The following is a 23,402-nucleotide window of genomic DNA, read 5'->3' on the forward strand; positions in this document are numbered from 1 at the left end:
AGGCCGCGGGGCACGCACTACCGACGTGATGCGCGCCATCCGCGCCAAGGTCGCGGGCCGCGCCCTTGCCCCCGGCGACCGCCTGCCTTCGATCCGCAAGCTGGCCGCGAGCATGGGCGTGTCGCCCTCCACCGTGGTGGAAGCCTATGATCGCCTGGCAGCCGAGGGATTGATCCGGGCGCGTCGCGGCTCCGGCTTCTACGTCTCCGCGACAACAATGCCACCGCTCGCGCTCGCCGATGTCGAGCCGCGCCGCGACCGCGCCGTCGATCCGTTCTGGGTCTCGCGGCAATCGCTCGATGCCGATTCAGCCATGCTCAAGCCCGGCTGCGGCTGGCTGCCGGCGGACTGGATGCCGGAGGCGGCCTTGCGCCGCGCTTTTCGCGCGATCGCCCGTAGCGATGACAGCGTGCTCTCGGACTACGGCTCTACGCGCGGCTCGCTCGCGGTGCGCCGCTATCTGCTGGCGCGCTTTGCCGAGGACGGCATCGAGGCCTCGATCGACCAGCTCGTGCTCACGGGCTCGGGCACGCAAGCAACCGACCTCGTCTGCCGCTTCCTGCTGCGGCCCGGCGACACCGTGCTGGTCGACGACCCCTGCTACTTCAATTTTCGCGCGCTGCTGCGCGCGCATCAGGTGAAGATCCTTGGCGTACCCTATACGGCGTCGGGTCCGGACGTCGCGCGCTTCGAGGCGATCCTCGCCGCGGAGCGGCCGCGCCTCTACATCACCAATTCCGCGCTCCACAACCCGACCGGCGCGACGCTGTCGCTGCAAACCGCGCATCGCGTCTTGAGCGCCGCCGCGGCCCATGACCTGGCAATCATCGAGGACGATATCTTTGCCGATTTCGAAACGGAGCGGTCGCCGCGCCTTGCCGCCCTCGACGGCCTCGCCAACGTCATCCGCATCGGCAGCTTTTCCAAGACGCTCTCCGCCTCGGTACGCTGCGGTTATATCGCAGCAAGGCCCGACTGGATCGAGCATCTCGTCGACCTCCAGGTCGCAACCAGCTTTGGCGGCCCGAGCCCGGTTGCGACCGAAGTGATCGCGAAGGTGCTCGCGGGCGGCAGCTACCGCAAGCACATGGAGGAGCTCCGGCAAAAGCTCGGGCGCACGCGGCGCGAGGCGGCGCGCAAGCTCGGCGCGCTCGGCCTCGAGCCGTGGCTGATGCCGCGCGGCGGATTTTTTCTGTGGTGCCGCCTGCCCGACGGGCTGGATTCGACGCAAGTCGCGCGCGCCGCGCTCGCCGAAGACGTGGTGCTGGCGCCGGGAAACGTGTTCAGCGTGTCGCAGTCGGCCTCAAATTTCCTGCGATTCAACGTGGCGCAATCGACGGAGTCCCGCATGTGGGACGTCATGCGGCGAGCGTTGGACGTGCAAGCACGTCAATAGAGCTCGCCGATAGGTCCGGCACGCCAAAGATACAGGTTGCTCGGAAATAGCTTCGCAACCTATGCTGCGCTCCGCGTCAGATCCTGAATATGTCGCCTCCCGCGCGTCGGCGATCATGCAGCGTTGCAAGAGAGCGATGCCGATGCCCGCAATCGCATGGATTTCCGACAATGACCGATGGAGTCATTGGTGTATTGGTCACAGTCTTGTCGACGGGCGCGCTGGTCGCGCTCGTCAATCAACTGTTTCTCCTGCCAAAGACGCGAGCGGAAGCGCGAAAACTCGATGCGGAAGCGCGTCAAATCCTGAAAGCATCCGATCTCGATGAAGCGGTGAAAGCGCGCGATCCGCGATTGCCCACCGGCTGGTTCGCCTTCGGCGATTCGTTCGTCGATTATGAAATGGGCGTCGATGACCAAGCGCAATATCATGGCAAGGCCAGCGGTTACATCAAATCGCGAAGACCGCCGCGAGGGTTTGGCAGCCTCTCGCAAGCTTTCAAGTCGGACAGGTATCGCGGCGTTCGCCTCCAGATGACGGCGTATGTCAGAACCGCAAATGTCGATGGGTGGGCCGGCCTCTGGATGCGCGTCGATGGCTCCGACGGAACGATTACGATCGACAATATGCAGGACAGGCCGATCCGCGCGACCACCGGCTGGACGAAATACGCCGTCGTTCTGGACATTGCCAAAAACAGCAGGAACATCGCATTCGGTGTCCTCCTGTGTGGGACGGGGCAGGTCTGGATCGCTGACGTCGAGTTCAAGGTCGTGGGCAAGGAGGTCCCGGTCACGGACGCTTCGCCCAGCTATTCGGATGAGCCGATCAACCTGGACTTCAGGATGTGACGGTCCGGATCCTGTCGCGCTCGTGAATATCCGTGCATTGACGATCGCAAACCAATCCGGCCATAGACTGCCCTCATGAAAAAGATCGGCTTTCTCTCGTTCGGGCACTGGACGCCCTCGCCGCAATCGCAGACCCGCTCGGCTGGGGATACGTTGTTGCAATCCATCGAGCTTGCCGTCGCGGCGGAAGAGCTCGGCGCGGACGGCGCCTATTTTCGCGTCCATCATTTCGCGCGCCAGCTCGCTTCGCCCTTTCCGCTGCTGGCGGCGGTCGGTGCGAAAACCAGCCGCATCGAGATCGGCACGGCAGTGATCGACATGCGCTACGAGAATCCGCTCTACATGGTGGAGGATGCAGGTAGTGCCGATCTGATCGCCGGCGGACGGCTGCAGCTCGGCATCAGCCGCGGCTCGCCGGAGCAGGTGATCGATGGCTGGCGCTATTTCGGTTATCAGCCGGCCGAGGGCGCTGATGACGCCGACATGGGCCGGCGCCATGCCGAGGTCTTCCTCGATCTCCTGCGCGGCGAGGGTTTTGCAAAGCCCAATCCGCAGCCGATGTTTCCAAACCCGCCTGGTTTGCTGCGCCTCGAACCCCATTCGGACGGCCTGCGCGAGCGCATCTGGTGGGGTGCCGGCTCGAACGCCACCGCCGTCTGGGCGGCCAAGCTCGGGATGAACCTGCAAAGCTCGACGCTGAAGAACGACGAGACCGGCGAGGCCTTTCACGTTCAGCAGGCGGCGCAAATTCGTGCCTACCGCGCCGCCTGGAAGGAGGCCGGCCACGTCAGAGTGCCCCGCGTCTCGGTCAGCCGCAGCATCTTCGCGCTGATGGATGATCGCGACCGCACCTATTTCGGGCGTGGCGGCGAATCCGAGGACCAGATCGGCTTCATCGACCCGCAGACGCGCGCAATCTTCGGCCGCAGCTATGCCGCCGAGCCGGACGTCCTGATCGAGCAGCTCCGCAAGGATGAGGCCATTGCCGAGGCCGACACGTTGCTGTTGACCATCCCCAACCAGCTGGGCGTCGCCTACTGCGCCCATGCGATCGAAGCGATTCTCAAGCACGTCGCCCCGGCGCTTGGGTGGCGGTGACGCCGCGCGTTCAAAGACCTATAGGCGGACGGCTTACCGGAATCTCGTGCGGCTGGCGGAGAGGGAGGGATTCGAACCCCCGATAGGCTTGCACCTATGCCGCATTTCGAGTGCGGTGCATTCAACCACTCTGCCACCTCTCCTGAAGGCGCCAAATCGGGGTAGCCCCGTGCGGTCGGGGCGTGTTCTAGGCGAGGATGGCCGGCCAGACAAGGCGGGCGGGACGAAAATCCCTGGCCTCGTGGTTGGTGCGCGCAGGAAAGACGCGGCTGAAACCGGTCCGAGAGCCGGTTTCGCGCCGATTTGCGTGGTCCTGTGCCGGCGCCGGGTTTGGGCGCTCAGTCTGCGAACGGGGCGCCGAGCACGGCGAAAGCCGTCAGCAATACCGGCAGCGTTCCCAGGACGATAACAGTGATTCGAAACACCAGATCATTCCCCATGCGGTAATACTAGACCGGAGAAAACGGGTGCAAAGTGCAGATTGTGCCAAAACTTCCCGAACCCGACAGAGGGCGCAGTCGAGCTACACGAACGCGAATCAAATTGGCCGAGATAGAGCGCGCCGGCGCAGCGGCGGCCCGACGGGTGGGACCGCCAGACGCGGTAAACACTGGCGGTCCCGTTGCCGCTCATTGAAATTGCAGGCCGAGAAGGGCGGCTTCGCCGGCCCGCGTGAGGCGACGGATGGACCGTAACGACCGCGCGGCGTGCCGCAACGCAATCCGTGCCTTAACCTAACCGGTCAAGGTTACTCCCTGTCGTTGTGCCTGCTTTCCTTGTTGTTTTCCTTTTTCTTCTTCCCGTTATCCGGCGAGTCACGGTCCTTGACGCTGCCAGCCTCCCTGCGGCGGTTGGTGAAGCGCGCATTGCCGAGTCCGGTGCCGATGGTGAGCACGCCCCAGCGCTCGACATCCTGCATGAAAGGCACCTCGGAGAGCCCCTGCACCACGCCGTCATTGTGCATCAGGATCGCGGTGTCGTGCTCGCCGATGACGGGGATGCCTTCGACGAGGCTCGCTGGCAGGTTGAACTTGCTGCTCTCCCAATTGCCGGGAAGATTTTGCGCACCTTTCTCGATCGAGCCATCCTCATTGATCACGCCGGGACAGGCGATGCCGATGAACGGCGCGAGCTTCAGGCCCTCGGTGTCGGCCTCCGCGATCAGCTCCTTCAGCATCTTGGTGAGCCGCTTCACCGCGCCTTCCCGGGTCGGCTCGTCGTCGGCGTGACGCCACAGATCGGACTTCCAGACGCACGCCTTGGAGAGGTCCTTCGCCTTCTTCCAGCGGTTCTCGACCACGCCGCAGCGGATATTGGTGCCGCCGATATCGACCGCGAGGATGCTGTCATGGGCCTCGAAAATCCAGGACGGCGCCAGATGCAGCGCGCCGATCAGGGCCGCCTCGTCCGGGTGGAAGCGGATCGGCAGCATGTCGCCCTTGAAACCCTCGGCCTTCAGGATGATGTCGGCGCGGGCGATCGCGAGTTCGCCCAGGCGGCTGTCGCGAAAACCGCCGCCGACCACGATGCGCTCGGTCTTCGCCCAGGCTTTCGTCTTCAGGAAACGACGGGTGACGTAGGCGAGCTCCTGGGCAAAATCCTCGATCGCGCTGTGCACCACGGCGGAGGCCTCGGTGTCGTCGCCGACCAGCATGTCATCCAGCGTCTTCTTGCTGATCCGGTCCGACGGCTCGTCGCCAAAGGGGTCCTCGCCGGTCTTGCGCAGCGGCTTGCGCCAGTGGTCCAGGATGGCCCGGAACGCGCTTTTGCTGGCGCGGTCGCCGAGAAAGCCGTCCTCGTCCTTCAGCTCGACGTTGAAACTGTCGACGTCCACCGACGGCAGCCGGGCAGCGCCGTGCTGCGCGATTCCCGTCGTCAAGACCAACTCGTCTGCCATGGAGCCCTTGCCCGCTTTGAAATTCGGGATGACAACGGCGGCGGAACCCGTTGGTTGCAGGTTCGGCCAATTATCGGATGCCGGCCGGGCCTGACGGCAAAAGCCGCCCAAATGCTTCAAATTCGGGGCCTTTTTGACCTGGTTTTCCTTGACTCCGAGCGTTCGGCCGCTATAAGTCCCCCAGCCGGCGCGGGGCGTTTCTCGCGCCGCTTGTTTTTGCGTGGATTTTGAGGGTCATACCCCACCCGCGCAGAATGCTGAAAACCCATAGCGACTGACAAAAAGCCGGCCGGGACGAAAGTCCGAAAGGCCGGGATTGAACACGAAGGAAGAGAACGATGTTCGCAGTCATCAAAACCGGCGGCCGGCAGTACCGCGTCGTTCCGGATGATGTCCTGGAAATTGGCAAGATCGCCGGCGAAGTCGGCACGATCGTGCAGCTGAGTGAAGTTTTGCTGGTCGGCGGTGACGCGCCGGTCCTGGGTGCCCCGACGGTTGCGGGCGCCTCCGTGGCAGCCGAGGTGCTCCAGCACAAGCGCGGGCCGAAGGTCATCGCGTTCAAGAAGCGCCGCCGCAAGAACTCGCGCCGCAAGCGCGGCTATCGCGACGAGATCACAGTGCTCCGCGTCACCGAGATCCTGACCGGCAACGCCAAGCCCACCAAGGGGCCGCGTCCGAAGAAGGAGAAGGTGGCCAAGGAGTCGGCAAAGGAAGCCGCTGAATAGCGAAACTTTGATCACGCCAATTCACGAATTGATGCGTGAGAAAAAGTGAAATGATTCCGTCAAGGAATTGATCTAGAGATACGCAGGATTTCGGAGACGAGCCATGGCTCACAAAAAAGCAGGCGGTTCATCGCGCAACGGACGCGATTCGAAGGGCAAGCGCCTCGGCATCAAGGTGTTCGGCGGGGAGCATGTGATTCCCGGCAACATCATTGCGCGCCAGCGCGGCACCACCTGGCATCCCGGCCTTAATGTCGGCATGGGCACTGACCACACTCTGTTCGCCAAGGTTGAAGGCCGCGTTGCGTTCCAGGCTAAAGCCAACGGCCGCACATTCGTATCGGTGCTTCCGATCGCAGAGGCGGCTGAATAATACGGTGGATCAAATTGGAGTCCGCCGGGTCCTGACCAAACCGGCGGAGTCCTTGAGATCAAGAGATCGAAGGCTCCAGGGGAGGCGGGAAACCGGCCTCCCCTTTTCGTTTCGACTTAAAGTCTTTGACGGAGCCGGACATGTTGCAGGACTTTTCGAGCACGACCTTGCGCGAAGCGAGGCCCGATGTCGTCGCCACCGAGCGGCTGACCTTGCGCAAGCCGACGCTCGCCGACGTCAAGGCGATCGCGCGCCTCGCCAACGACCGCCGCATCGCCGAGAACACGCGCCGCCTGCCGCACCCCTATTCGCACGACGACGCCGTGGAATTCATCCGCGCCACCGCAGAGCTCGGCAGCGAGACCGTGTTCCTGATCGAGCATGACAATGCGCCCGTCGGCATGATCGGGATCGACTGCTCGATGCCTGACAATGCCGAACTCGGCTACTGGCTCGGCGTCGAGCATTGGGGAAAGGGCTTTGCCACCGAGGCTGCGCGCGGGGCAATCGACTTCTTCTTCGAGGAGTTCGGGGAAGGCCATCTCTACGCCGGCGCGCGCGTCACCAATCCGGCCTCACGCAACGTGCTGGAAAAGTGCGGCTTCCAGTGGAGCGGCGTCCAGTTGCATCGCTTCTACGCGCTGGGATCCTCGACGCCCGTCGACTGCTTCCGCCTGTCGCGCGGCGTGTGGTCCTCGCTGAAGAGCTGGAGCAGTGCGCGAAGGGTGAGGTAAGGCGCGAGCGGCATCAAATCCTCCGCCGTCGTCCCGGATCTGCGCTCGCTTGTCCGGGACGACGATTTTTCTTTGCGTCTCCATCTCACACCGGTGGATTGACCTGGTCGTCCTGCCTCCCGAGATCCCGTTCGCGCACGTATATGTAGAAGCCGGCGCCGATGATGATGGCGGCGCCGATGATGGTGGCGATCGAGGGGACGTCGCCGAACACGACGAAGCCGAAGATCACGGCCCAGACGATCATCGAATATTGATAGGGCACCACCACGCTCGCGGGCGCGAGCTTGAGAGAGCGGTTGACGCACAGAAGCGCGGCGACCGAAGTGCAGCCGGCCAGCACAAACACCACGAGGCTGCCCGCGCTCGGCGGCACCCAGTGAAACAGGGACAGGGCGAGTCCGAGCAGAAACGTGCCGCCGAACTGCGAGGAGGCCATCACGATGTCGGGCGTCGCGCGCAAGGACCGCGTGACCAGCATCAGCGTCGCAAACGACAGGCTGCCGCCGAGCGCAATCAGCGCCGGCAGGCTCACCGTCTGCGCTGACGGGCGGAGCGCGATCAGGACGCCGCAGAAGCCGATCAGGATCGCGGTCCAGCGCCGCCAGCCGACCTGCTCCCCCAGGCAGATCGCCGACAGCGCGGTGACGAAGATGGGGCCTGCCAGATAATAAGTGATGACGTCGGCGAGCGGCAGATAGACGGTCGCGAGGAAAAAGGCCGCCACCTCCAGCGTCGAGAGCACCACGCGAAAGAGCTGCAGCCACGGCCGCTCCAGATGCGTGAATTCGTGGCGCTGCCGCCAGATCGACGGTGCCAGCACGAGCAAAGCCGCGCAGGCGCGCAGAAACAAGAGCTGCCCGACCGAATAGGTCGCGACGATGAACTTGCCCATGGCGTCGCCGAACGAGAACAGGAAGATCGACAGCACCATCAGCGCGATGCCGGCCAGCCGCGCCGAGCGCTCGTCATAGGCGGAGAGTTTCTTGAACAGAGGCATTGCTGTCGTTCGTAGAGGCCCAGTCATTGCGAGGAACGAAGCGACGAAGCAATCCAGACTGCTTCCGCGGAGACAGATTGGATTGTTTCGCTTCGCTCGCAATGACGGGCGGAGGGGAGCGTCAGGAACCGGCGAATGGACTCGCTGGCGGTTGTTTTAATGACGTGGCCGCCCGGGACAAGCCCGGTCATGACGAATTGAGCGTATTGTCGCACTCTTCGCATCGCGGTAGCGATTGGTGTCTCCGGCAAAAGAGCAGCAGATATGACGGCCTTCGATCCGACCCAGCATCGCATGATCCCTACGCAACGCTGGTTTGAGGATTTCGTCCTCGGCGAACGCTTCGTGCTGCCGAGCCGCACGCAGACCTCGGCCGTGTTCGCCGCGTTCCAGACCGCGAGCGGCGACACCCACCCGGTGCACTACGATGTCGAATATTGCCGTGCCCGCGGCATGCCCGACCTGCTCGCCCACGGCTTCCAGACGCTGATCCACACCGCGCCCGGCGCAGGCCTGTTTCCTTTCATGGTCGAGGAGTCGCTGGTCGGCTTCCTCGAACAGTCAAGCCGTTTTCTCAAGCCGGTGTTCGCCGACGACACGATCTACCCCGCGCTCGAGGTGACCAAGCTCGTGCCGGGACGCTCGACCGGCGTGGTCGCGCTCGCGAGCACCGTCTACAACCAGCGCAAGGAGCTGGTGCTCGAGGGGACCCAGAAATTTTTGATCCGACGGCGGTCGACCTGACTGCTATTCGATCACGCGATCGGCGCTCGCGAGCAGCGTCGCGGGCACATCCAGCGACAGCGCCTTCGCCGTCCTCAGATTCAACGCCAGCTCGAATTTGGACGCCTGATAGAACGGGATCTCGCCGGGATAGGCGCCGCGCAAAATGGCATCGATGTTGTTGGCGGCACGCTTGTTCAGTTCGACGAGGTCGAAGGAATAGGTCATGAGACCGCCGACATCGACGAATTCCGACAGCGGGTAGATGGCAGGAAGTGCTGCGGCCGCGACCTGTGCCGTGATCACGGTCCGCTTCGCCATCACGTCAGGACTGTCACCGATCATGACCGCGTCGACACCGCTGGGACGAATTCCGGCGATCAGGTCCTGGTAGCTCGCCTCGGTTGTCGGAAATTCGACCAGATATGGAATGACCTCGGTTCCCGTTGCGGTCGCAGCCGCGCGGACGCTCGGTCCCTGCACACCTTCCCACGCACCGCGCAGCGTGACGTAGGCGAGCCTGGAGAGTCTTGGATAGATCTCACGGAGCAGCGCGATGCGCTTGCCGTGGATCGACGGGCCGGTATCGACGCTGACGCCGGTGAAATTCCCGCCTGGGCGGGCGATGTTCGCGGCGATCCCCTGCGCCACCGGATCGGCGGTCAGGGCCACGATCGGAATTTTGTCCGTGGCGCGCTTGAACAGGAGCGCGCCCGGCCCGACGATGTAGATCACGTCGGGATTGCTGCGGACGACCTCCTCGACCAGCGCAGGCGCACCGATGCCCGCCTTCTCTGCGCCCCAACGCTCGACGTTGAGTGTCTCGCCGCTGACCTGGCCAAGCCGGCGCAGCTCGGCGAACAGGGCGCGGTAGTACCGATTGGTGCTCTCCTCCTGCATCAGGGATGACGGCTCCGACGGGCTGTAGATCGCAAGCCGCTTGCCGCCGGGTGCCGTCTGTGCGCCGGCCCGCGACAGCATGGCGACCGACACGGCGCCTGCAATGAACTCCCGCCGCCTCATTCCTGCTCCCTGCACCCTCCCGCATCTCCTCCCGGCTATATCACGTCGGCCGCCGGACGCCCCAACGGGTTAAGCAAGGACCGAAAATCGCTTAAATTTAGGCCTCTTCCCGGACAAGTTCGGGTTGCCGCGCCTGCTCCCCTGCCCTACCTATGGCCCATGAAATTCCTCGACGAAGCAAAGGTCTATATCCGCTCCGGTGACGGCGGGAACGGCTGCGTGGCGTTCCGCCGCGAGAAGTTCATCGAATTCGGCGGGCCCTCCGGCGGCAATGGTGGCCGTGGCGGTAATGTCGTCATCGAGGTCGCCGACGGCCTCAACACGCTGATCGACTACCGCTACCAGCAGCATTTCAAGGCCCAGAAGGGCGAGAACGGCATGGGCTCGGACCGCCACGGCGCCAATGGCAAGGCGATCGTGCTGAAGGTGCCGATGGGCACGCAGATCTTCGACGAAGACCGCGAGACGCTCATCCACGACTTCACGAAGGTCGGCGAAAAGTTCGTCCTCGCCGAAGGCGGCAATGGCGGTTTCGGCAACGCGCATTTCAAGTCGTCGACCAACCGCGCGCCGCGCAACGCCAATCCCGGCCAGCCCGGCGAGGAGCGCTGGATCTGGCTGCGGCTCAAGCTGATCGCGGATGCTGGCCTCGTTGGGCTGCCCAATGCCGGCAAGTCGACCTTTCTCTCCAAGGTCAGCGCGGCAAAGCCAAAGATCGCCGACTATCCTTTCACCACGCTGCATCCGCAGCTCGGCGTCGTGAATGCCGACGGCCGCGAATTCGTGCTGGCGGATATTCCGGGTCTGATCGAGGGCGCGCACGAAGGCGCTGGCCTCGGCGACCGCTTCCTCGGCCATGTCGAGCGCTGCCGCGTGCTGCTGCATCTCGTCGACGCGACCTGCGAGCATGCCGGCAAGGCGTACAAGACGGTGCGCAAGGAGCTCGACGCCTATGGCGGGCTGCTGACCGACAAGATCGAGATCGTCGCGCTGAACAAGATCGACGCGGTCGAGCCGGATGAGCTGAAGAAGCAAAAGGATCGCTTGAAGCGCGCTGCCAAGAAGACACCGCTGCTGCTCTCCGGCGTCACCGGTCAGGGCGTCAGGGAAGCATTGCGCGCGCTTGCGGACGTGATCGGCGAAAGCCCGGTCTCCAGCAAGGCCAAGAGCGCCGCCGAAGCGGAGCCCTGGTCGGCTTGATCTGGTCGGCCTGAACTCTCTCCAATGTCGTCCCCGCGAACGCGGGGACCCATACCGCGTGATTTATCGGTTACGTACAGTCGTAGCACCGAACTACGAGTCTTCACCAAACCACTCCCTGTGGTTATGGGTCCCCGCGGTCGCGGGGACGACGGCGGGATGTACGGCCGCAGGTACGCACATCGTTGGCTGGTTGCCATCTCGCCTTCGATAGCGCAGCATCAAGCAATCAAGAATAAACAGGGGCGATGAATGTCGCGCGCGAAAAACGTTCTCTGGATCATGTGCGACCAGCTTCGCTACGATTATCTCGGCTGCACCGGACATCCGACGCTGAAGACGCCGAACATCGACGCCATGGCCAGGCGTGGTGTGCTCTTCACCAAGGCCTATGTGCAATCGCCGATCTGCGGTCCATCGCGGATGTCGTTCTACACCGGGCGCTACATGCGCTCGCACGGCTCGCACTGGAACGGCTGGCCCTTACGCGTCGGTGAACCGACGCTCGGCGATCACCTGAACAAGATCGGGGTGCGCAACGTGCTGGTCGGCAAGACTCACATGGCGCCCGACCTCGAAGGCATGAAAGCGCTCGGCATCCCCTTGGAATCGATCATTGGCGTGCACGTCGCCGAATGCGGCTTCGAGCCCTATGAGCGCGACGACGGCTTGCATCCGACGGGCCGGCCGCGTCCGAAATACGACGCGTATCTGCGCAGCCAAGGATACGAGGCGACCAATCCCTGGGAGCATTGGGCGAATTCAGGCGCGGCCGACGACGGGTCTTTGCAGAACGGCTGGCTGCTGGTGCACGCCGACAAGGCCGCGCGCGTGCCGGACGAGCATTCCGAGACGCCCTACATGACGCGCCGCGCGATGGACTTCATCACCGAGGCCGAGACGGATGGCCGTCCGTGGTGCCTGCATCTGTCCTACATCAAGCCGCACTGGCCTTATATCGCGCCGGAACCCTACGCCAGCATGTACAAGACCGCGGACATGCTGCCGGCGATCCGCTCCGAACGCGAGCGGCAAAACCCGCATCCCGTGTTCGGCGCCTACATGGACATGCGCTATTCCAGGAACATGGCGCGCGACGATGCCCGCGAGAAGGTGATCCCGACCTATATGGGCCTGATCGCGCAGATCGACGACCAGATGGGCGTGCTGATGAAGTTTTTGGAAGCGCGCGGCCTCCTGGAGACCACCATGATCGTGTTCACGTCCGATCATGGCGATTATCTCGGCGATCACTGGATGGGCGAGAAGGACCTGTTCCACGAGCAGTCGGCGAAGATCCCGCTTGTTATCATCGATCCCTCGAAGGAGGCCGACGCCACGCGTGGCACGACATGCGATGCGCTCGTCGAGGGCATCGATCTCGCGCCGACCTTCGTCGACTACTTTGGCGGCAAGGTGCCGGCGCATATCCTCGAGGGCCGTTCGCTATTGCCGCTGCTGCGCGGCGAGAAGCCGCAATGGCGCAAGGTCGCGTTCTCCGAATACGACTACGCCATGCAGGACGTGCGGCTGAAGCTGAGCCAGCCGATCGAACGCTGCCGCCTTTTCATGGTGTTCGACGGTCGCTGGAAATATATTCACGCCACCGGCTTCCGCCCGATGCTGTACGACCTCGAAACCGACCCCGACGAATTTGTCGATCGCGGCGACGATCCCGAATGTGCCGACATCATTGCACGGCTTCAGGCCGAGCTGTTCGACTGGGCGCTGCATCCAAGCGGTCACATCACTACGCCTCGCGAGAAGATCGCGGCCTATGCCGACAACCAGCTTCAGGTGAAGGGTGGGTTCCTGATCGGCATCTGGGATGAAGCCGAGCTCGCGGCCATCCGCGACGGCATCGCGCAGCGCGCGAAGCTGTAGAACCTCCTGGTGAGGAGGCGCGAAGCGCCGTCTCGAACCATGGAGGCCTCGCTGCATCAGCTCGGCCTTTCATCCTTCGAGACGCCGCTCCGCGGCTCCTCAGGATGAGGTGATGGAGGGGAATGCGCGGCTACCTCATCTCGTCATGCCCGGGCTTGACCCGGGTATCCACGTCTTGCCTCAACAGCGGATGCGCGTGGATGGCCGGGACAAGCCCGGCCATGACGACGGAGTGCTGGCGCGCTCTTCGCGCCTCTTAATTTTCGATCTTATACCCCGTCGCCTTCACGATCGGCTGCCAGAACGCTGTATTCGCGGCAAGCTCCTGAGTGAGCCCGTCCGCCGTGCTGCCGACCGGAATGAGCCCGATCGCGGTGAGCTTCTCCTTCACCTCTGGCTTGGCGAGCGCGGCGGCCGCCGCCAGGCTGAGCTTGCTCGCAAACTCCGGCGGGCTGCCCGCGGGAAGCCACATGCCGTACCAGGCGTCCGCGACGAGATCGATGCCGCTCTCCTTCAGCGTGGGAACATCCGGCGCGAACGGCGAACGCTGCGCGCTCGAGACACCGATGATCGTCACGCCCTTGGCGCGATGCTGCGGAAGCGCGTCGGCCAGCGTCGTGATGCCGAACGGCACATGGCCGCCGACGAGGTCGTTGAGGATCGGCGCGCTGCCGCGATAGGGCACACGGCTCAAGGGAATGCCGAGGTCCTTCTCCAGCTTGGAGCCCATGAAGTGCGGGATGGTGCCATTGCTGGGCACGCCGAACGTGGCCTTGTCCGGGTTCGCCTTCAGCCAGGCGACGAACTCGCCGAAATTCCTGGCTGCGATCGCAGGTCCAATCACGACGGCGAACTCGAAACGCGCCAACAGTGACACCGGCATGAAGTCCTTCGCCGCATCGAAGGTCGGCATCGTCTCCACCATCGGCAGCAGATACATGGTGGGACCCGTCGTCACCAGCACCATGCTGCCGTCGGGGTTGGCGCCCTTCACCGCCTTGATGCCGATCAGGCCGTCACCGCCGGTGCGGTTCTCGACGACGATGGTCTTCTGCAACACCGGCGCCATCTCCTGTGCGATCAGTCGGCACAGCGTGTCGCCGCCGGCGCCCGCCGCGAACGGGAAGATGATCTTGGTCAGCCCGGCCTGAGCTTCCGCTCTGCCCGTCTGCGCCAGCAAAGGCAGCCCGAGACACCCGGCAATGAAGTCGCGGCGATGCATGCATTTCCCCTTCAGGTCCGACATGGCTGAAGGGCAATAGCGCCGAGCGGGCGCCCCAGACAAGACCGTTAACGCCGTTTACCCCCGTCCCCGCCTTGCGCCGGCCATCGTCCTGCTGCAAAAGCAGGCCTCAACGGCGCCGCCTCTTCGCTCCGCCGCTTCGCAAATGCAGAGCAGATCGTCTTAGACCGTGCGCCCATGGCCAGCCTCGAACTCAGTCAATTCCGCCGCATCGTGGTCAAGGTCGGCTCAGCCCTGCTGGTCGATTCCGATGCCGGCGAAGTCCGGGCGTCCTGGCTCGCGGCGCTTGCGGCGGACCTCGCGAAGCTTCACCGCGAGGGGCGCGACGTCCTGATCGTCTCCTCCGGCTCGATCGCGCTCGGCCGTAGCCGGCTCAAGCTGCCGCGTGGCCCCCTGAAGCTCGAGGAGAGCCAGGCCGCAGCCGCCGTCGGCCAGATCGCGCTGGCGCGCATCTGGTCGGAGGTTTTAGGGGCCCACGGCATCGGCGCCGGGCAGATTTTGGTGACGCTCCAGGATACCGAGGAGCGCCGCCGCTATCTCAATGCGCGCTCGACCATCGGCAAGCTGCTGGAGTGGCGCGCGATCCCCGTCATCAACGAGAACGACACGGTGGCGACCACCGAAATCCGCTATGGCGACAACGATCGTCTCGCCGCGCGCGTCGCCACCATGGCGAGCGCCGACCTGCTCGTGCTGCTGTCCGACATCGACGGGCTCTACGACGCGCCGCCGAAGAACAACCCGAACGCAAAGCTGATTCCGGTGGTCGACAGCATCTCCTCGGAGATCGAGGCCGTGGCGGGAGATGCCGAGTCCGAACTGTCGCGCGGCGGCATGCGCACCAAGGTCGAGGCCGCGAAGATCGCGACCACCGGCGGCACGCACATGCTGATTGCGTCGGGCAAGATCGAGCACCCCTTGCAGGCGATCGCCGACGGCGGCCGCTGCACCTGGTTCCTGACGCCCGCCAATCCCGTGACCTCGCGAAAGCGCTGGATCGCGGGCTCGCTGGAGCCGAAGGGCACGCTGACCATCGACGCCGGCGCGGTCGCCGCGCTTCGCGCCGGCGCCAGCCTGCTGCCGGCCGGCGTCATCAAGGTCGAGGGCCAATTCGCCCGCGGCGATGCCGTGATCGTGCGCGGCCCCGACATGCGCGAGATCGGCCGCGGCCTGAGCGCCTATGACGCCGACGATGCCGAGCGGATCAAGGGCCGCTCCTCGCCGGACGTGATGGCCATCCTCGGCATTAGCGGGAGGTCCGAGATGATCCACCGCGACGATCTGGTGGTGGGCGGGTAACGCCCGGAACGCCCCGTTACGGCGGCTAGGCCATTGGCCGATCCCCGCGCGCCCCCGATAGGCACCAGCCATACCCTCCCCGCCCTTCGCAAATGCGGGATTTCCGTGCTAGGACACCGCCTTAGCAGAAGGTTGAAGTCCCATGGCCGCCCCCCTCAAAGCCCTCGACGGCACCGCCGATCGCACTGCCGATCGCACTGCCGATCTCCTGGCGCTGATGACCGATCTCGCCGCCCAGGCCCGGGCTGCGGCGCGCGTGCTGGCGCTGGCGCCGGCGGAGCAGAAGAACCGGGCGCTGGAGGCCATGGAGCGGGCGATCCGCAAGAGCGCGGTGGCCATCCTCGCGGCCAATGCCGAGGACGTCGCCGAGGCGCGCGCCGGCGGCGACGCGACAGGCGCCTTCATCGACCGCCTGACGCTGACGCCCGCGCGCGTCGAGGCGATGGCCGAGGGCATCGCCATCGTGCGCGGCATTGCCGATCCCGTCGGCGTCGTCACCGAGAGCTGGCAGCGGCCGAACGGCATGACCATCGAGCGCGTGCGCGTGCCGCTCGGCGTCGTCGGCGTGATCTTCGAGAGCCGGCCCAATGTCGCGGCCGACGCCGGCGTGCTGTGCCTGAGATCCGGCAATGCCGTGATCCTGCGCGGCGGCTCGGACAGTTTCCGCTCCTGCCGCGCCATCCACGAATGCCTGGTGCAGGGTCTTCGCGAGGCAGGACTGCCTGAGGCTGCGATCACGCTGGTGCCGACGCGCGACCGCGCGGCGGTCGGGATGATGCTTGCGGGGCTGAACGGCGCGGTCGACGTGATCGTGCCGCGTGGAGGAAAGAGTCTGGTCGCGCGCGTCGAGGCGGAGGCGCGCGTGCCGGTGTTCGCGCATCTCGAAGGCGTCAACCACGTCTATGTCGACGCGAGCGCCGATCTCGACATGGCAAAGTCGATCGTGCTCAATGCCAAGATGCGCCGCACCGGCGTCTGCGGCGCGGCCGAGACGCTGCTGGTCGATCGCGCCGGCGCCGCCAAGAGCCTGAAGCCGCTGGTCGAGATGTTGATCGACGCCGGCTGCGAGGTGCGCGGCGACGACGCCGTGCAGGCGATCGACGCGCGCGTCAAAGCTGCGAGCGAGGCCGACTGGGACACCGAATATCTCGATGCGATCATCGCGGCGAAAGTCGTCGATGGCGTCGACGGCGCGATCGCGCACATCCAGAATCACGGCTCGCATCACACCGATGCGATCGTCAGCAAGGATGAAGCCGCCGCGAAAAAATTCCTGAGCGAAGTGGATTCCGCGATCGTGCTGCACAACGCCTCGACGCAATTCGCCGATGGCGGCGAGTTCGGCTTCGGCGCCGAGATCGGCATTGCCACTGGAAGATTCCACGCGCGCGGCCCTGTCGGTGCCGAGCAGCTCACGAGCTTCAAGTACCGCGTCCACGGCACCGGACAGACGCGGCCGTGACCTCGCAGGGCGGGCATTGAGCAACAATTTCGTCGTGCCGCGCTTTGTGGCGCAAGCGTTGCCGCCTTACACCGATGGCATGCGCATCGGGCTGCTCGGCGGCTCCTTCAATCCGCCGCATCACGCGCACCGCGAGATCAGCCGCTTCGCGCTCACGCGCCTCAAGCTTGATCGCGTATGGTGGCTGGTGACGCCGGGCAATCCCTTGAAGGAGAACGGCGCGCTGCACGCGCTCGGCGAGCGCATGAAGGCCGCGCGCGATGTCGCCGACGACCCACGCATCGAGGTGAGCTGTCTCGAATCCGTCATCCGCACACGCTACACTATCGACACGATCAACTTCTTGCGCCGCCGCGCAAGCGGCCTGCGCTTTGTCTGGATCATGGGCGCCGACAACCTCGCGCAATTCCATCGCTGGCAGGACTGGCAGCGCATCGCGGCCCAGGTGCCGATGGCGGTCATCGACCGCCCGCCGCAAAGCTTTCGCGCCCTCGCCTCACCGGCTGCACAGGCCCTCGCCCGTTACCGTTTACCTGAGAACGAGGCGACGCGGCTTGCGGACCGGCAGGCGCCGGCATGGGTCTTCCTCACCGGGCTGAAGCTCAGCCTGTCGTCCACCACCTTGCGGAACCCGGATGGGAGCTGGAAGGCGGCCGATGAGGCGTGAGGCGGCTCGTGCGGGAAACAGGCTCTGGCATATTGAAACCCTTAACCCCACATGATGTAGTGTAACCAGTGAGTGCCGGATTCGGCGTTCGCGATACAGTGAAAGGAATGGTCCCTGGCCACATCTGTATTGTCCAAGTCTGTTTTACCCAAGGTTGCTAAGCCTACGCGTAAAACATCGACCCAAGCTGCGGCCTTGAAGGCGCAACCCGACGCCGACAAGACGCTGAGCCTGATCCTCTCCCGCCTCGAGGATATGAAGGCGGAAGAGACGGTCACCATCGACCTTCGCGGCAAATCGGCGTACTCCGACTACATGATCGTCACGACGGGCCGGGTTAACCGGCACGTTGGCGCGATCGCGGAAAACGTCACGAAGAGCCTCAAGGAAACCGGCATCAAGAACATCCATGTCGAGGGCTTGCCCAATTGCGACTGGGTGCTGATCGATTCCGGCGATGTGATCGTGCACGTGTTCAGACCCGAGGTCCGTGAGTTCTACAATCTCGAGAGATTGTACACGCAGGGCCCTGGGGCGGCGAAGGCGATCTAGAGGCTAGAAGAGGCCGATTTCGAATCGGCTGACGCGCATGCTAGCGTCATGCGCGCGCGTGGTGCGCGCGGGTTGAAAACGCGGCTCTCAAGACGCGGTTCTAAAGACGCGGTTCTAAAGACGTCATGCGTGTTGCAGTCATTGCGGTTGGCCGGCTGAAGCAGGGCCCCGAACGGGAGCTTGCCGATCGTTATCACGAGCGGTTTGACGAGGTTGGCCGCAAGCTCGGTTTCCGCGAGCTCACCATTCATGAAATTCCGGAAAGCCGCGCGCGCGACGCCGCGACGCGCATGGCCGAAGAGGCCGCGGCAATCAGTTCGCATATTCCCGACAGGTCGGTGATCGTGGCGCTCGACGAGCGCGGGCAAAATCTCGATTCGACCGTATTCGCACGGAATCTCGGCCGCTGGCGCGACGAGGGTAGCGTGCATACAATATTCGTCATCGGCGGAGCGGACGGACTTTCGCCCGAATTGCGCCGTAAGGCCAAGCTCGTGATCGCGTTCGGCGCGGCGACCTGGCCGCACCAAATGGTCCGCGTCATGCTTCTGGAACAGCTTTATCGGGCCGCAACCATCCTGGCCGGCCATCCCTATCATCGCGCGTGATTCGCGCCTCAACGAGCACCTTTTCCGACGCGATGCGGGCTCAGCTTTTCAACCTGTTGCTGATCACAGGCTTTGCCGGCAGCCAACTTGCGCCGGCGGCAGCACAGACTGCCAAGCCTGCGTCGCAGACTGCCGAAGTCTCGGCCGATGCGATCAAGCAGCGCGAGCAGGAGCTCGAGGCCGCGCGGCAGCGGCAGAAGAGCGCCGAGGAGGTGCAGGCCAAGCTGAAGGCCGAGATCGCCTCGCTCGGCCAGGACCGCACCCAGCTCAACCAGCAATTGATCGACACGGCCGCCAATGTGCGAGGTGTCGAGACCAAGATCGGCGAGGCCGAATCACGGCTGACCGCGCTGAGCGGGCGCGAGCAGGAGATGCGCAATTCACTCAATTCGCGGCGCGCCGACATCGTCGAGGTCTTGGCCGCGCTGCAGCGCGCCGGCCGGCGGACGCCGCCCGCGCTCCTGGTGCGCCCCGAGGACGCGCTGCAATCGTTGCGCACGGCGATGCTGCTCGGCGCCGTGGTTCCGGAACTGCGTGGCCGCGCCGAAAAGATCGCAAGCGAGCTCGGCGAGCTCGTGGTCCTGCGCAAGACCATCGCAACCGAGCGCGACCAGCTCGCCGCCGACCGCGACAAGGTCCGCAACGATCAGACGCGACTTGCCGCGCTGGTCGACGAGCGGCAGCGCCAGCAGGCCTCGCGGGAAAAGGACCTCGACGCCGAGAATGCGCGCGCCATCGCGCTCTCCAGGCAGGTGGGTGACCTCCAGGGCCTGATCGCCAAGATGGAACAGGACCTGCAAAGCGCCGCCAAGGCGGCCGAGGCCGCAAAGCAGGCCGAGGCAAAGGCGGCCGCCAATGCCAAGCCGGGGCCGGCCACCTTCAAGGACCGTTCCCGGACCAGTCCGGCGATCGCCTTCGCCTCCGCCAAGGGCCTGCTGCCGCTACCCGTGAACGGTACCAAGATCAGGGATTTTGGCGGTTCCGACGGCGTGGGCGGCGTACAAAAGGGCATTTCTTTGGTAAGTCGGCCCGGCGCCCAGGTCACGACACCCTGTGACGGCTGGGTGGTCTATTCCGGTCCCTTCCGCAGCTATGGACAACTCTTGATCCTTAACGCAGGGGGCGGGTATCATGTCCTGATCGCCGGGATGGAGCGCATTTCGGTAAACATCGGACAGTTTGTGCTCACGGGGGAGCCGGTCGCGATCATGGGGTCGACATCCCAAGTCGCCTCCATTCTCGCCACGAATGCGAGTCAACCCGTGCTCTATGTCGAGTTCCGCAAAGACGGCACTCCTATCGATCCAGGCCCATGGTGGGCCGCAAATGAAGGCGAGAAGGTTCGCGGATGATGCGCAAGACTTCAGTTATCCTCCTCAGCGCGGCAACCGGCGCGGCGCTGACGCTGTTCGTGACCCAGCCCCGCGCGGTGTTCATGGGTTCGAGCGCGCGCGCCGCGACCGCGGACACGTATCGCCAGCTCAATCTGTTCGGCGACGTGTTCGAGCGCGTGCGCTCCGACTATGTCGAGAAGCCCGACGACACCAAGCTGATCGAATCGGCGATCTCCGGCATGCTCTCCGGGCTCGATCCGCACTCCAGCTACATGGACGCCAAGAGCTTCCGTGACATGCAGGTGCAGACCCGCGGCGAGTTCGGCGGCCTCGGCATCGAGGTCACCATGGAGGACGGCCTGATCAAGGTGGTCTCGCCGATCGACGACACCCCGGCCTCGCGCGCCGGCGTCATGGCCAACGACATCATCACCAATCTCGACGACGAGGCGGTGCAGGGCCTGACCCTGAACCAGGCGGTCGAGAAGATGCGCGGCCCCGTCAACACCAAGATCAAGCTCAAGATCATCCGCAAGGGCGTCGACAACCCGATCGACGTCACGCTGGTGCGCGACAACATCCGCGTCCGTTCGGTGCGTGCGCGCGTCGAGGCCGACGACATCGCCTATATCCGCATCACCACCTTCAACGAGCAGACCACCGAGGGCCTCAAGAAGGAGGTCGCCAATCTCTCGACCCAGATTGGCGACAAGCTGAAGGGCTACATCATCGATCTCCGCAACAATCCCGGCGGCCTTCTCGAAGAAGCGGTCACCGTGTCCGACTCCTTCCTGGAGCGCGGCGAGATCGTGTCGACCCGCGGCCGCAACGCCGAGGAGACGCAGCGCCGCTCCGCCCATCCGGGCGACCTGACCAAGGGCAAGCCGGTGATCGTGCTGGTCAACGGCGGCTCAGCCTCGGCTTCGGAAATCGTCGCCGGCGCACTGCAGGATCATAAGCGCGCGACCATCGTCGGCACGCGCTCGTTCGGCAAGGGCTCGGTGCAGACCATCATCCCGCTCGGCAGCGGCAACGGCGCATTGCGGCTGACCACGGCGCGCTACTACACGCCGTCGGGCAAGTCGATCCAGGCCAAGGGTATCGTGCCCGACATCGAAGTGCTGCAGGACGTGCCGGACGAGCTGAAGTCCCGCACCGACACCAAGGGCGAGGCTTCGCTGCGCGGCCACCTCAAGAACGACGGCGACGAGAAGACCGGCTCGCAGTCCTACGTTCCGCCGGATGCCAAGGATGACAAGGCGCTCAAGATGGCCGACGATCTCCTGCACGGCATCAAGAACAGCGCCTCCGCGGCGCCCGCACCTGGCGACAACAAGGCGGCCGCCGACAAGCCCAAAGCAGCGAACTGACGCCACGCGGCAACCTAGACGTTTCGAAAGGGCGGCTCCTCGAGCCGCCCTTTTTGCTGGGAAGCTGTACCCCGGTAGACCCCCGGCCTGCCGCCGCTTGACCGCGTCGTGGTATCGTCATTGCCGAGTGATTCGGGATCTCGCATGACTGAAACGGCCGATGATCTGAGCGCCCCGCTCGGACAGGACAAGCCGCGCCGGAAACGCCGGCTGCGGTTGCCGTTCACGGGACTGCAGGTGATCGCCGGCCTGCTTCTCCTGTTCCTCGCGACCTTTGCCGGCTTTGCGATCTTCAACAAGGATCCGCTCGGCGGCGAGCCGATCACGCGCGTTGCCATCCGCGAGCAGAAGACGGCCGAGGACAAGCCGGCGGCGGCCGCGCCCGAAAGTTCGGGCCATGAGACCAAGGCGGCGCCGAAGCAGACTGCGCCCGGCGACCAGAAGACCGTCACCATCATCGACGGCTCCAGCGGCGCCCGCCATGACGTCGTGATCGGCAGCGGCGGCGAGCCTGCAGACAAGGGCGAGCCTGCCGCCGCAGCGCCGCCCATCATGTCCGGGATCGACCAGCGGCTGCTCGAGAAGTCGCGCTACGGCATGATCCCGGTCGCGGCCGCCGACCTGAAGCCGTTCACGGCCTATGCGGCGGAAGCCGACCGCGCCAAGGCGGCGAAGACGCCCGTTGTCGCGATCGTCATCGGCGGGCTCGGCGTCGGTGCTGCCAAGACCGCTGATGCGATCATGAAGCTGCCGGGCGCGGTGACGCTGGCCTTCACGCCTTATGGATCAGATCCTGGAAAACTCGCCGAGCGCGCCCGCGCCCAGCGCCACGAGATCTTCCTCCAGATCCCGATGGAGCCCTACGACTTCCCCGACAATGATCCGGGCCCGCAGACCCTGCTGACTTCGCTGAGCACCGAGCAGAACATGGACCGGCTGTACTGGCATTTGAGCCGGATGCAGGGCTATGCCGGGCTCGCCAATTTCATGGGCGCACGCTTCATCGCCACCGACGCGGCGATGCAGCCGATCGTGCGCGAGGCGGCCAAGCGCGGGCTCGGCTTCTTCGACGACGGTTCCTCGCCGCGCAGCGTCGCGCCCCAGGCCGCAGCAAGCCAGGCCATGCCGTTCGGCAAGGGTGATATCGCGATCGACGCGGTGCCGACCGGCGCCGAGATCGATCGCGCCCTGAACAAGCTCGAATCCATCGCCCGCGAGCGTGGCGTCGCCATCGGCATCGCGTCCGCCCTCCCCGTCTCGATCGAGCGGTTAGGTTCCTGGATCAAGACGCTTCCGGACCGCGGTGTCCTCTTGGTGCCATTGACAACCGCGATGTTGAAATCAAAATCCAGCTGAATCAACGGATTGGCACAACAGGTCCCACGGGGCCGAAAGGGTCGACCACGAGTGGTGAGAGGTTTGGCGGAATGACGCGTTACGAGGATCTGCCCTACCGGACCTGCGTCGGTGTGATGCTGCTCAACAAGGACGGACTGGTCTTCATCGGGCGCCGCGCCGGCGGCATCGAGCATGTTGACGAAACCCATGTCTGGCAGATGCCGCAAGGCGGCGTCGATCCCGGTGAGGATACCTGGGAAGCCGCCATGCGCGAGCTCTATGAGGAGACCAGCGTGCGCTCGGTGGAACGGCTCGGCGAGGTCGCCGACTGGCTCACCTACGACATTCCGCGCACGGTCGCGGGCCGCGCCTGGAAGGGCCGTTACCGCGGCCAGCGCCAGAAATGGTACGCCATGCGCTTCACTGGCAAGGACAGCGAGATCGACGTCGCCCACCCCGGTGGCGGCGGCCACAAGGCGGAATTCGTCACCTGGCGCTGGGAGCCGATGAAGAATCTTTCCTCGCTGATCATTCCCTTCAAGCGCCCGGTCTATGATCGCGTGGTGCAGGAATTTGCCGCGCTGGCGCACGATTAATTTGCACCGTCATTCCCGGAATGACGGAG

General features: G+C 64.7%; 22 protein-coding genes and 1 tRNA gene. 18 read left to right on the top strand and 5 right to left on the bottom strand.

The features are described 5' to 3' along the window. The first annotated feature begins 28 nt into the window (after positions 1 to 28). The 3 genes from SO140_RS27100 (at position 29) to SO140_RS27110 (ending at position 3,345) form a co-directional block, all read left to right on the top strand. On the top strand, positions 29 to 1,396 hold the full coding sequence (locus SO140_RS27100) for an aminotransferase-like domain-containing protein (protein ID WP_449380639.1): 1,368 nt from the start codon (positions 29 to 31) through the stop codon (positions 1,394 to 1,396). 170 nt (positions 1,397 to 1,566) lie between these two features. Next, complete coding sequence (locus SO140_RS27105; protein ID WP_449380623.1) at positions 1,567 to 2,247, top strand: hypothetical protein; 681 nt, start codon at positions 1,567 to 1,569, stop codon at positions 2,245 to 2,247. Between the two features lie 75 nt (positions 2,248 to 2,322). Next, a complete protein-coding gene (locus tag SO140_RS27110) occupies positions 2,323 to 3,345 on the top strand; it encodes an LLM class flavin-dependent oxidoreductase (RefSeq protein WP_449380622.1) in 1,023 nt (340 codons plus the stop codon). Positions 3,346 to 3,398: 53 nt separating this feature from the next. Here the strand turns inward: SO140_RS27110 and SO140_RS27115 are convergent. Both SO140_RS27115 and SO140_RS27120 read right to left on the bottom strand, forming a co-directional pair. After that, positions 3,399 to 3,488 (bottom strand) — tRNA-Ser (locus tag SO140_RS27115). 605 nt (positions 3,489 to 4,093) lie between these two features. Next, positions 4,094 to 5,242, bottom strand: coding sequence for an ROK family protein (locus SO140_RS27120; RefSeq protein WP_449380621.1), 1,149 nt, complete (start codon positions 5,240 to 5,242; stop codon positions 4,094 to 4,096). Positions 5,243 to 5,580: 338 nt separating this feature from the next. On the opposite strand from SO140_RS27120, the gene rplU reads away from it, so the two are divergent. The 3 genes from rplU (at position 5,581) to SO140_RS27135 (ending at position 7,074) form a co-directional block, all read left to right on the top strand. Then, positions 5,581 to 5,967 (top strand): 50S ribosomal protein L21, encoded by a 387-nt coding sequence (gene rplU, locus SO140_RS27125; RefSeq protein WP_449380620.1) that lies wholly within the window; start codon positions 5,581 to 5,583, stop codon positions 5,965 to 5,967. A 103-nt stretch (positions 5,968 to 6,070) separates the two neighbouring features. Beyond that, positions 6,071 to 6,340 carry a 50S ribosomal protein L27 gene (rpmA, locus tag SO140_RS27130; RefSeq protein ID WP_027523579.1) on the top strand — a complete coding sequence of 90 codons (270 nt, stop codon included), beginning with the start codon at positions 6,071 to 6,073 and terminating at the stop codon, positions 6,338 to 6,340. Positions 6,341 to 6,480: 140 nt separating this feature from the next. Then, positions 6,481 to 7,074 (top strand): GNAT family N-acetyltransferase, encoded by a 594-nt coding sequence (locus tag SO140_RS27135; protein ID WP_449380619.1) that lies wholly within the window; start codon positions 6,481 to 6,483, stop codon positions 7,072 to 7,074. An 85-nt stretch (positions 7,075 to 7,159) separates the two neighbouring features. Here SO140_RS27135 and SO140_RS27140 read toward each other — a convergent pair whose 3' ends face one another. Next, entirely contained in the window at positions 7,160 to 8,074 is a 915-nt protein-coding gene (locus SO140_RS27140; RefSeq protein ID WP_449380618.1) for a DMT family transporter, read from the bottom strand. Between the two features lie 264 nt (positions 8,075 to 8,338). Here SO140_RS27140 and SO140_RS27145 point away from each other — a divergent pair, with 264 nt between their 5' ends. Next, complete coding sequence (locus SO140_RS27145) at positions 8,339 to 8,818, top strand: MaoC family dehydratase (protein ID WP_449380617.1); 480 nt, start codon at positions 8,339 to 8,341, stop codon at positions 8,816 to 8,818. 3 nt (positions 8,819 to 8,821) lie between these two features. On the opposite strand, the gene SO140_RS27150 is transcribed toward SO140_RS27145, so the two are convergent. Continuing rightward, positions 8,822 to 9,820, bottom strand: a complete 999-nt coding sequence (locus tag SO140_RS27150; protein WP_449380616.1) for an ABC transporter substrate-binding protein — start codon at positions 9,818 to 9,820, stop codon at positions 8,822 to 8,824. A gap of 159 nt (positions 9,821 to 9,979) precedes the next feature. Between SO140_RS27150 and obgE the strand changes: the two genes are divergently transcribed. Together obgE and SO140_RS27160 are read left to right on the top strand one after the other, a co-directional pair. After that, positions 9,980 to 11,020, top strand: a complete 1,041-nt coding sequence (gene obgE / locus SO140_RS27155; protein WP_449380615.1) for a GTPase ObgE — start codon at positions 9,980 to 9,982, stop codon at positions 11,018 to 11,020. Positions 11,021 to 11,272: 252 nt separating this feature from the next. Further along, positions 11,273 to 12,904, top strand: coding sequence for an alkaline phosphatase family protein (locus tag SO140_RS27160; RefSeq protein ID WP_449380614.1), 1,632 nt, complete (start codon positions 11,273 to 11,275; stop codon positions 12,902 to 12,904). A gap of 256 nt (positions 12,905 to 13,160) precedes the next feature. Here the strand turns inward: SO140_RS27160 and SO140_RS27165 are convergent, their stop codons facing one another. Continuing rightward, positions 13,161 to 14,126 carry a Bug family tripartite tricarboxylate transporter substrate binding protein gene (locus tag SO140_RS27165; protein ID WP_449380613.1) on the bottom strand — a complete coding sequence of 322 codons (966 nt, stop codon included), beginning with the start codon at positions 14,124 to 14,126 and terminating at the stop codon, positions 13,161 to 13,163. A 198-nt stretch (positions 14,127 to 14,324) separates the two neighbouring features. On the opposite strand from SO140_RS27165, the gene proB reads away from it, so the two are divergent. The 9 genes from proB (at position 14,325) to SO140_RS27210 (ending at position 23,373) form a co-directional block, all read left to right on the top strand. Beyond that, a complete protein-coding gene (gene proB / locus SO140_RS27170) occupies positions 14,325 to 15,446 on the top strand; it encodes a glutamate 5-kinase (protein ID WP_449380612.1) in 1,122 nt (373 codons plus the stop codon). Positions 15,447 to 15,588: 142 nt separating this feature from the next. After that, positions 15,589 to 16,908 (top strand): glutamate-5-semialdehyde dehydrogenase, encoded by a 1,320-nt coding sequence (locus tag SO140_RS27175; protein ID WP_449380611.1) that lies wholly within the window; start codon positions 15,589 to 15,591, stop codon positions 16,906 to 16,908. A gap of 16 nt (positions 16,909 to 16,924) precedes the next feature. Then, positions 16,925 to 17,575 (top strand): nicotinate-nucleotide adenylyltransferase, encoded by a 651-nt coding sequence (locus SO140_RS27180; protein WP_449380610.1) that lies wholly within the window; start codon positions 16,925 to 16,927, stop codon positions 17,573 to 17,575. Between the two features lie 195 nt (positions 17,576 to 17,770). Beyond that, on the top strand, positions 17,771 to 18,127 hold the full coding sequence (rsfS, locus tag SO140_RS27185; RefSeq protein ID WP_092289999.1) for a ribosome silencing factor: 357 nt from the start codon (positions 17,771 to 17,773) through the stop codon (positions 18,125 to 18,127). A 125-nt stretch (positions 18,128 to 18,252) separates the two neighbouring features. Next, entirely contained in the window at positions 18,253 to 18,735 is a 483-nt protein-coding gene (gene rlmH / locus SO140_RS27190) for a 23S rRNA (pseudouridine(1915)-N(3))-methyltransferase RlmH (RefSeq protein ID WP_449380609.1), read from the top strand. A 32-nt stretch (positions 18,736 to 18,767) separates the two neighbouring features. Next, complete coding sequence (locus SO140_RS27195) at positions 18,768 to 20,087, top strand: murein hydrolase activator EnvC family protein (protein WP_474800068.1); 1,320 nt, start codon at positions 18,768 to 18,770, stop codon at positions 20,085 to 20,087. Next, positions 20,084 to 21,439, top strand: coding sequence for a S41 family peptidase (locus tag SO140_RS27200; RefSeq protein WP_449380607.1), 1,356 nt, complete (start codon positions 20,084 to 20,086; stop codon positions 21,437 to 21,439). Before SO140_RS27195 ends, SO140_RS27200 begins: the two co-directional genes overlap by 4 nt. A gap of 144 nt (positions 21,440 to 21,583) precedes the next feature. Then, positions 21,584 to 22,795 (top strand): divergent polysaccharide deacetylase family protein, encoded by a 1,212-nt coding sequence (locus tag SO140_RS27205; protein ID WP_449380606.1) that lies wholly within the window; start codon positions 21,584 to 21,586, stop codon positions 22,793 to 22,795. Between the two features lie 71 nt (positions 22,796 to 22,866). Then, complete coding sequence (locus SO140_RS27210) at positions 22,867 to 23,373, top strand: RNA pyrophosphohydrolase (protein WP_449380605.1); 507 nt, start codon at positions 22,867 to 22,869, stop codon at positions 23,371 to 23,373. Positions 23,374 to 23,402: the final 29 nt, after the last annotated feature.

This window comes from Bradyrhizobium sp. UFLA05-108 (assembly GCF_059803455.1).

Excerpts from the sequence above, each read along its gene's own strand:
- SO140_RS27150 (WP_449380616.1), bottom strand. The coding sequence starts at position 9,820 with ATGAGGCGGCGGGAGTTCATTGCAGGCGCCGTGTCGGTCGCCATGCTG.
- SO140_RS27105 (WP_449380623.1), top strand. The coding sequence starts at position 1,567 with ATGACCGATGGAGTCATTGGTGTATTGGTCACAGTCTTGTCGACGGGC.
- proB (WP_449380612.1), top strand. The coding sequence starts at position 14,325 with ATGGCCAGCCTCGAACTCAGTCAATTCCGCCGCATCGTGGTCAAGGTC.
- SO140_RS27135 (WP_449380619.1), top strand. The coding sequence starts at position 6,481 with ATGTTGCAGGACTTTTCGAGCACGACCTTGCGCGAAGCGAGGCCCGAT.
- SO140_RS27175 (WP_449380611.1), top strand. The coding sequence starts at position 15,589 with ATGGCCGCCCCCCTCAAAGCCCTCGACGGCACCGCCGATCGCACTGCC.
- rpmA (WP_027523579.1), top strand. The coding sequence starts at position 6,071 with ATGGCTCACAAAAAAGCAGGCGGTTCATCGCGCAACGGACGCGATTCG.
- SO140_RS27200 (WP_449380607.1), top strand. The coding sequence starts at position 20,084 with ATGATGCGCAAGACTTCAGTTATCCTCCTCAGCGCGGCAACCGGCGCG.
- SO140_RS27100 (WP_449380639.1), top strand. The coding sequence starts at position 29 with ATGCGCGCCATCCGCGCCAAGGTCGCGGGCCGCGCCCTTGCCCCCGGC.
- obgE (WP_449380615.1), top strand. The coding sequence starts at position 9,980 with ATGAAATTCCTCGACGAAGCAAAGGTCTATATCCGCTCCGGTGACGGC.
- SO140_RS27165 (WP_449380613.1), bottom strand. The coding sequence starts at position 14,126 with ATGCATCGCCGCGACTTCATTGCCGGGTGTCTCGGGCTGCCTTTGCTG.
- SO140_RS27195 (WP_474800068.1), top strand. The coding sequence starts at position 18,768 with ATGCGGGCTCAGCTTTTCAACCTGTTGCTGATCACAGGCTTTGCCGGC.
- SO140_RS27120 (WP_449380621.1), bottom strand. The coding sequence starts at position 5,242 with ATGGCAGACGAGTTGGTCTTGACGACGGGAATCGCGCAGCACGGCGCT.
- rplU (WP_449380620.1), top strand. The coding sequence starts at position 5,581 with ATGTTCGCAGTCATCAAAACCGGCGGCCGGCAGTACCGCGTCGTTCCG.
- SO140_RS27210 (WP_449380605.1), top strand. The coding sequence starts at position 22,867 with ATGACGCGTTACGAGGATCTGCCCTACCGGACCTGCGTCGGTGTGATG.
- SO140_RS27140 (WP_449380618.1), bottom strand. The coding sequence starts at position 8,074 with ATGCCTCTGTTCAAGAAACTCTCCGCCTATGACGAGCGCTCGGCGCGG.
- rlmH (WP_449380609.1), top strand. The coding sequence starts at position 18,253 with ATGCGTGTTGCAGTCATTGCGGTTGGCCGGCTGAAGCAGGGCCCCGAA.
- SO140_RS27160 (WP_449380614.1), top strand. The coding sequence starts at position 11,273 with ATGTCGCGCGCGAAAAACGTTCTCTGGATCATGTGCGACCAGCTTCGC.
- SO140_RS27145 (WP_449380617.1), top strand. The coding sequence starts at position 8,339 with ATGACGGCCTTCGATCCGACCCAGCATCGCATGATCCCTACGCAACGC.
- SO140_RS27205 (WP_449380606.1), top strand. The coding sequence starts at position 21,584 with ATGACTGAAACGGCCGATGATCTGAGCGCCCCGCTCGGACAGGACAAG.
- SO140_RS27110 (WP_449380622.1), top strand. The coding sequence starts at position 2,323 with ATGAAAAAGATCGGCTTTCTCTCGTTCGGGCACTGGACGCCCTCGCCG.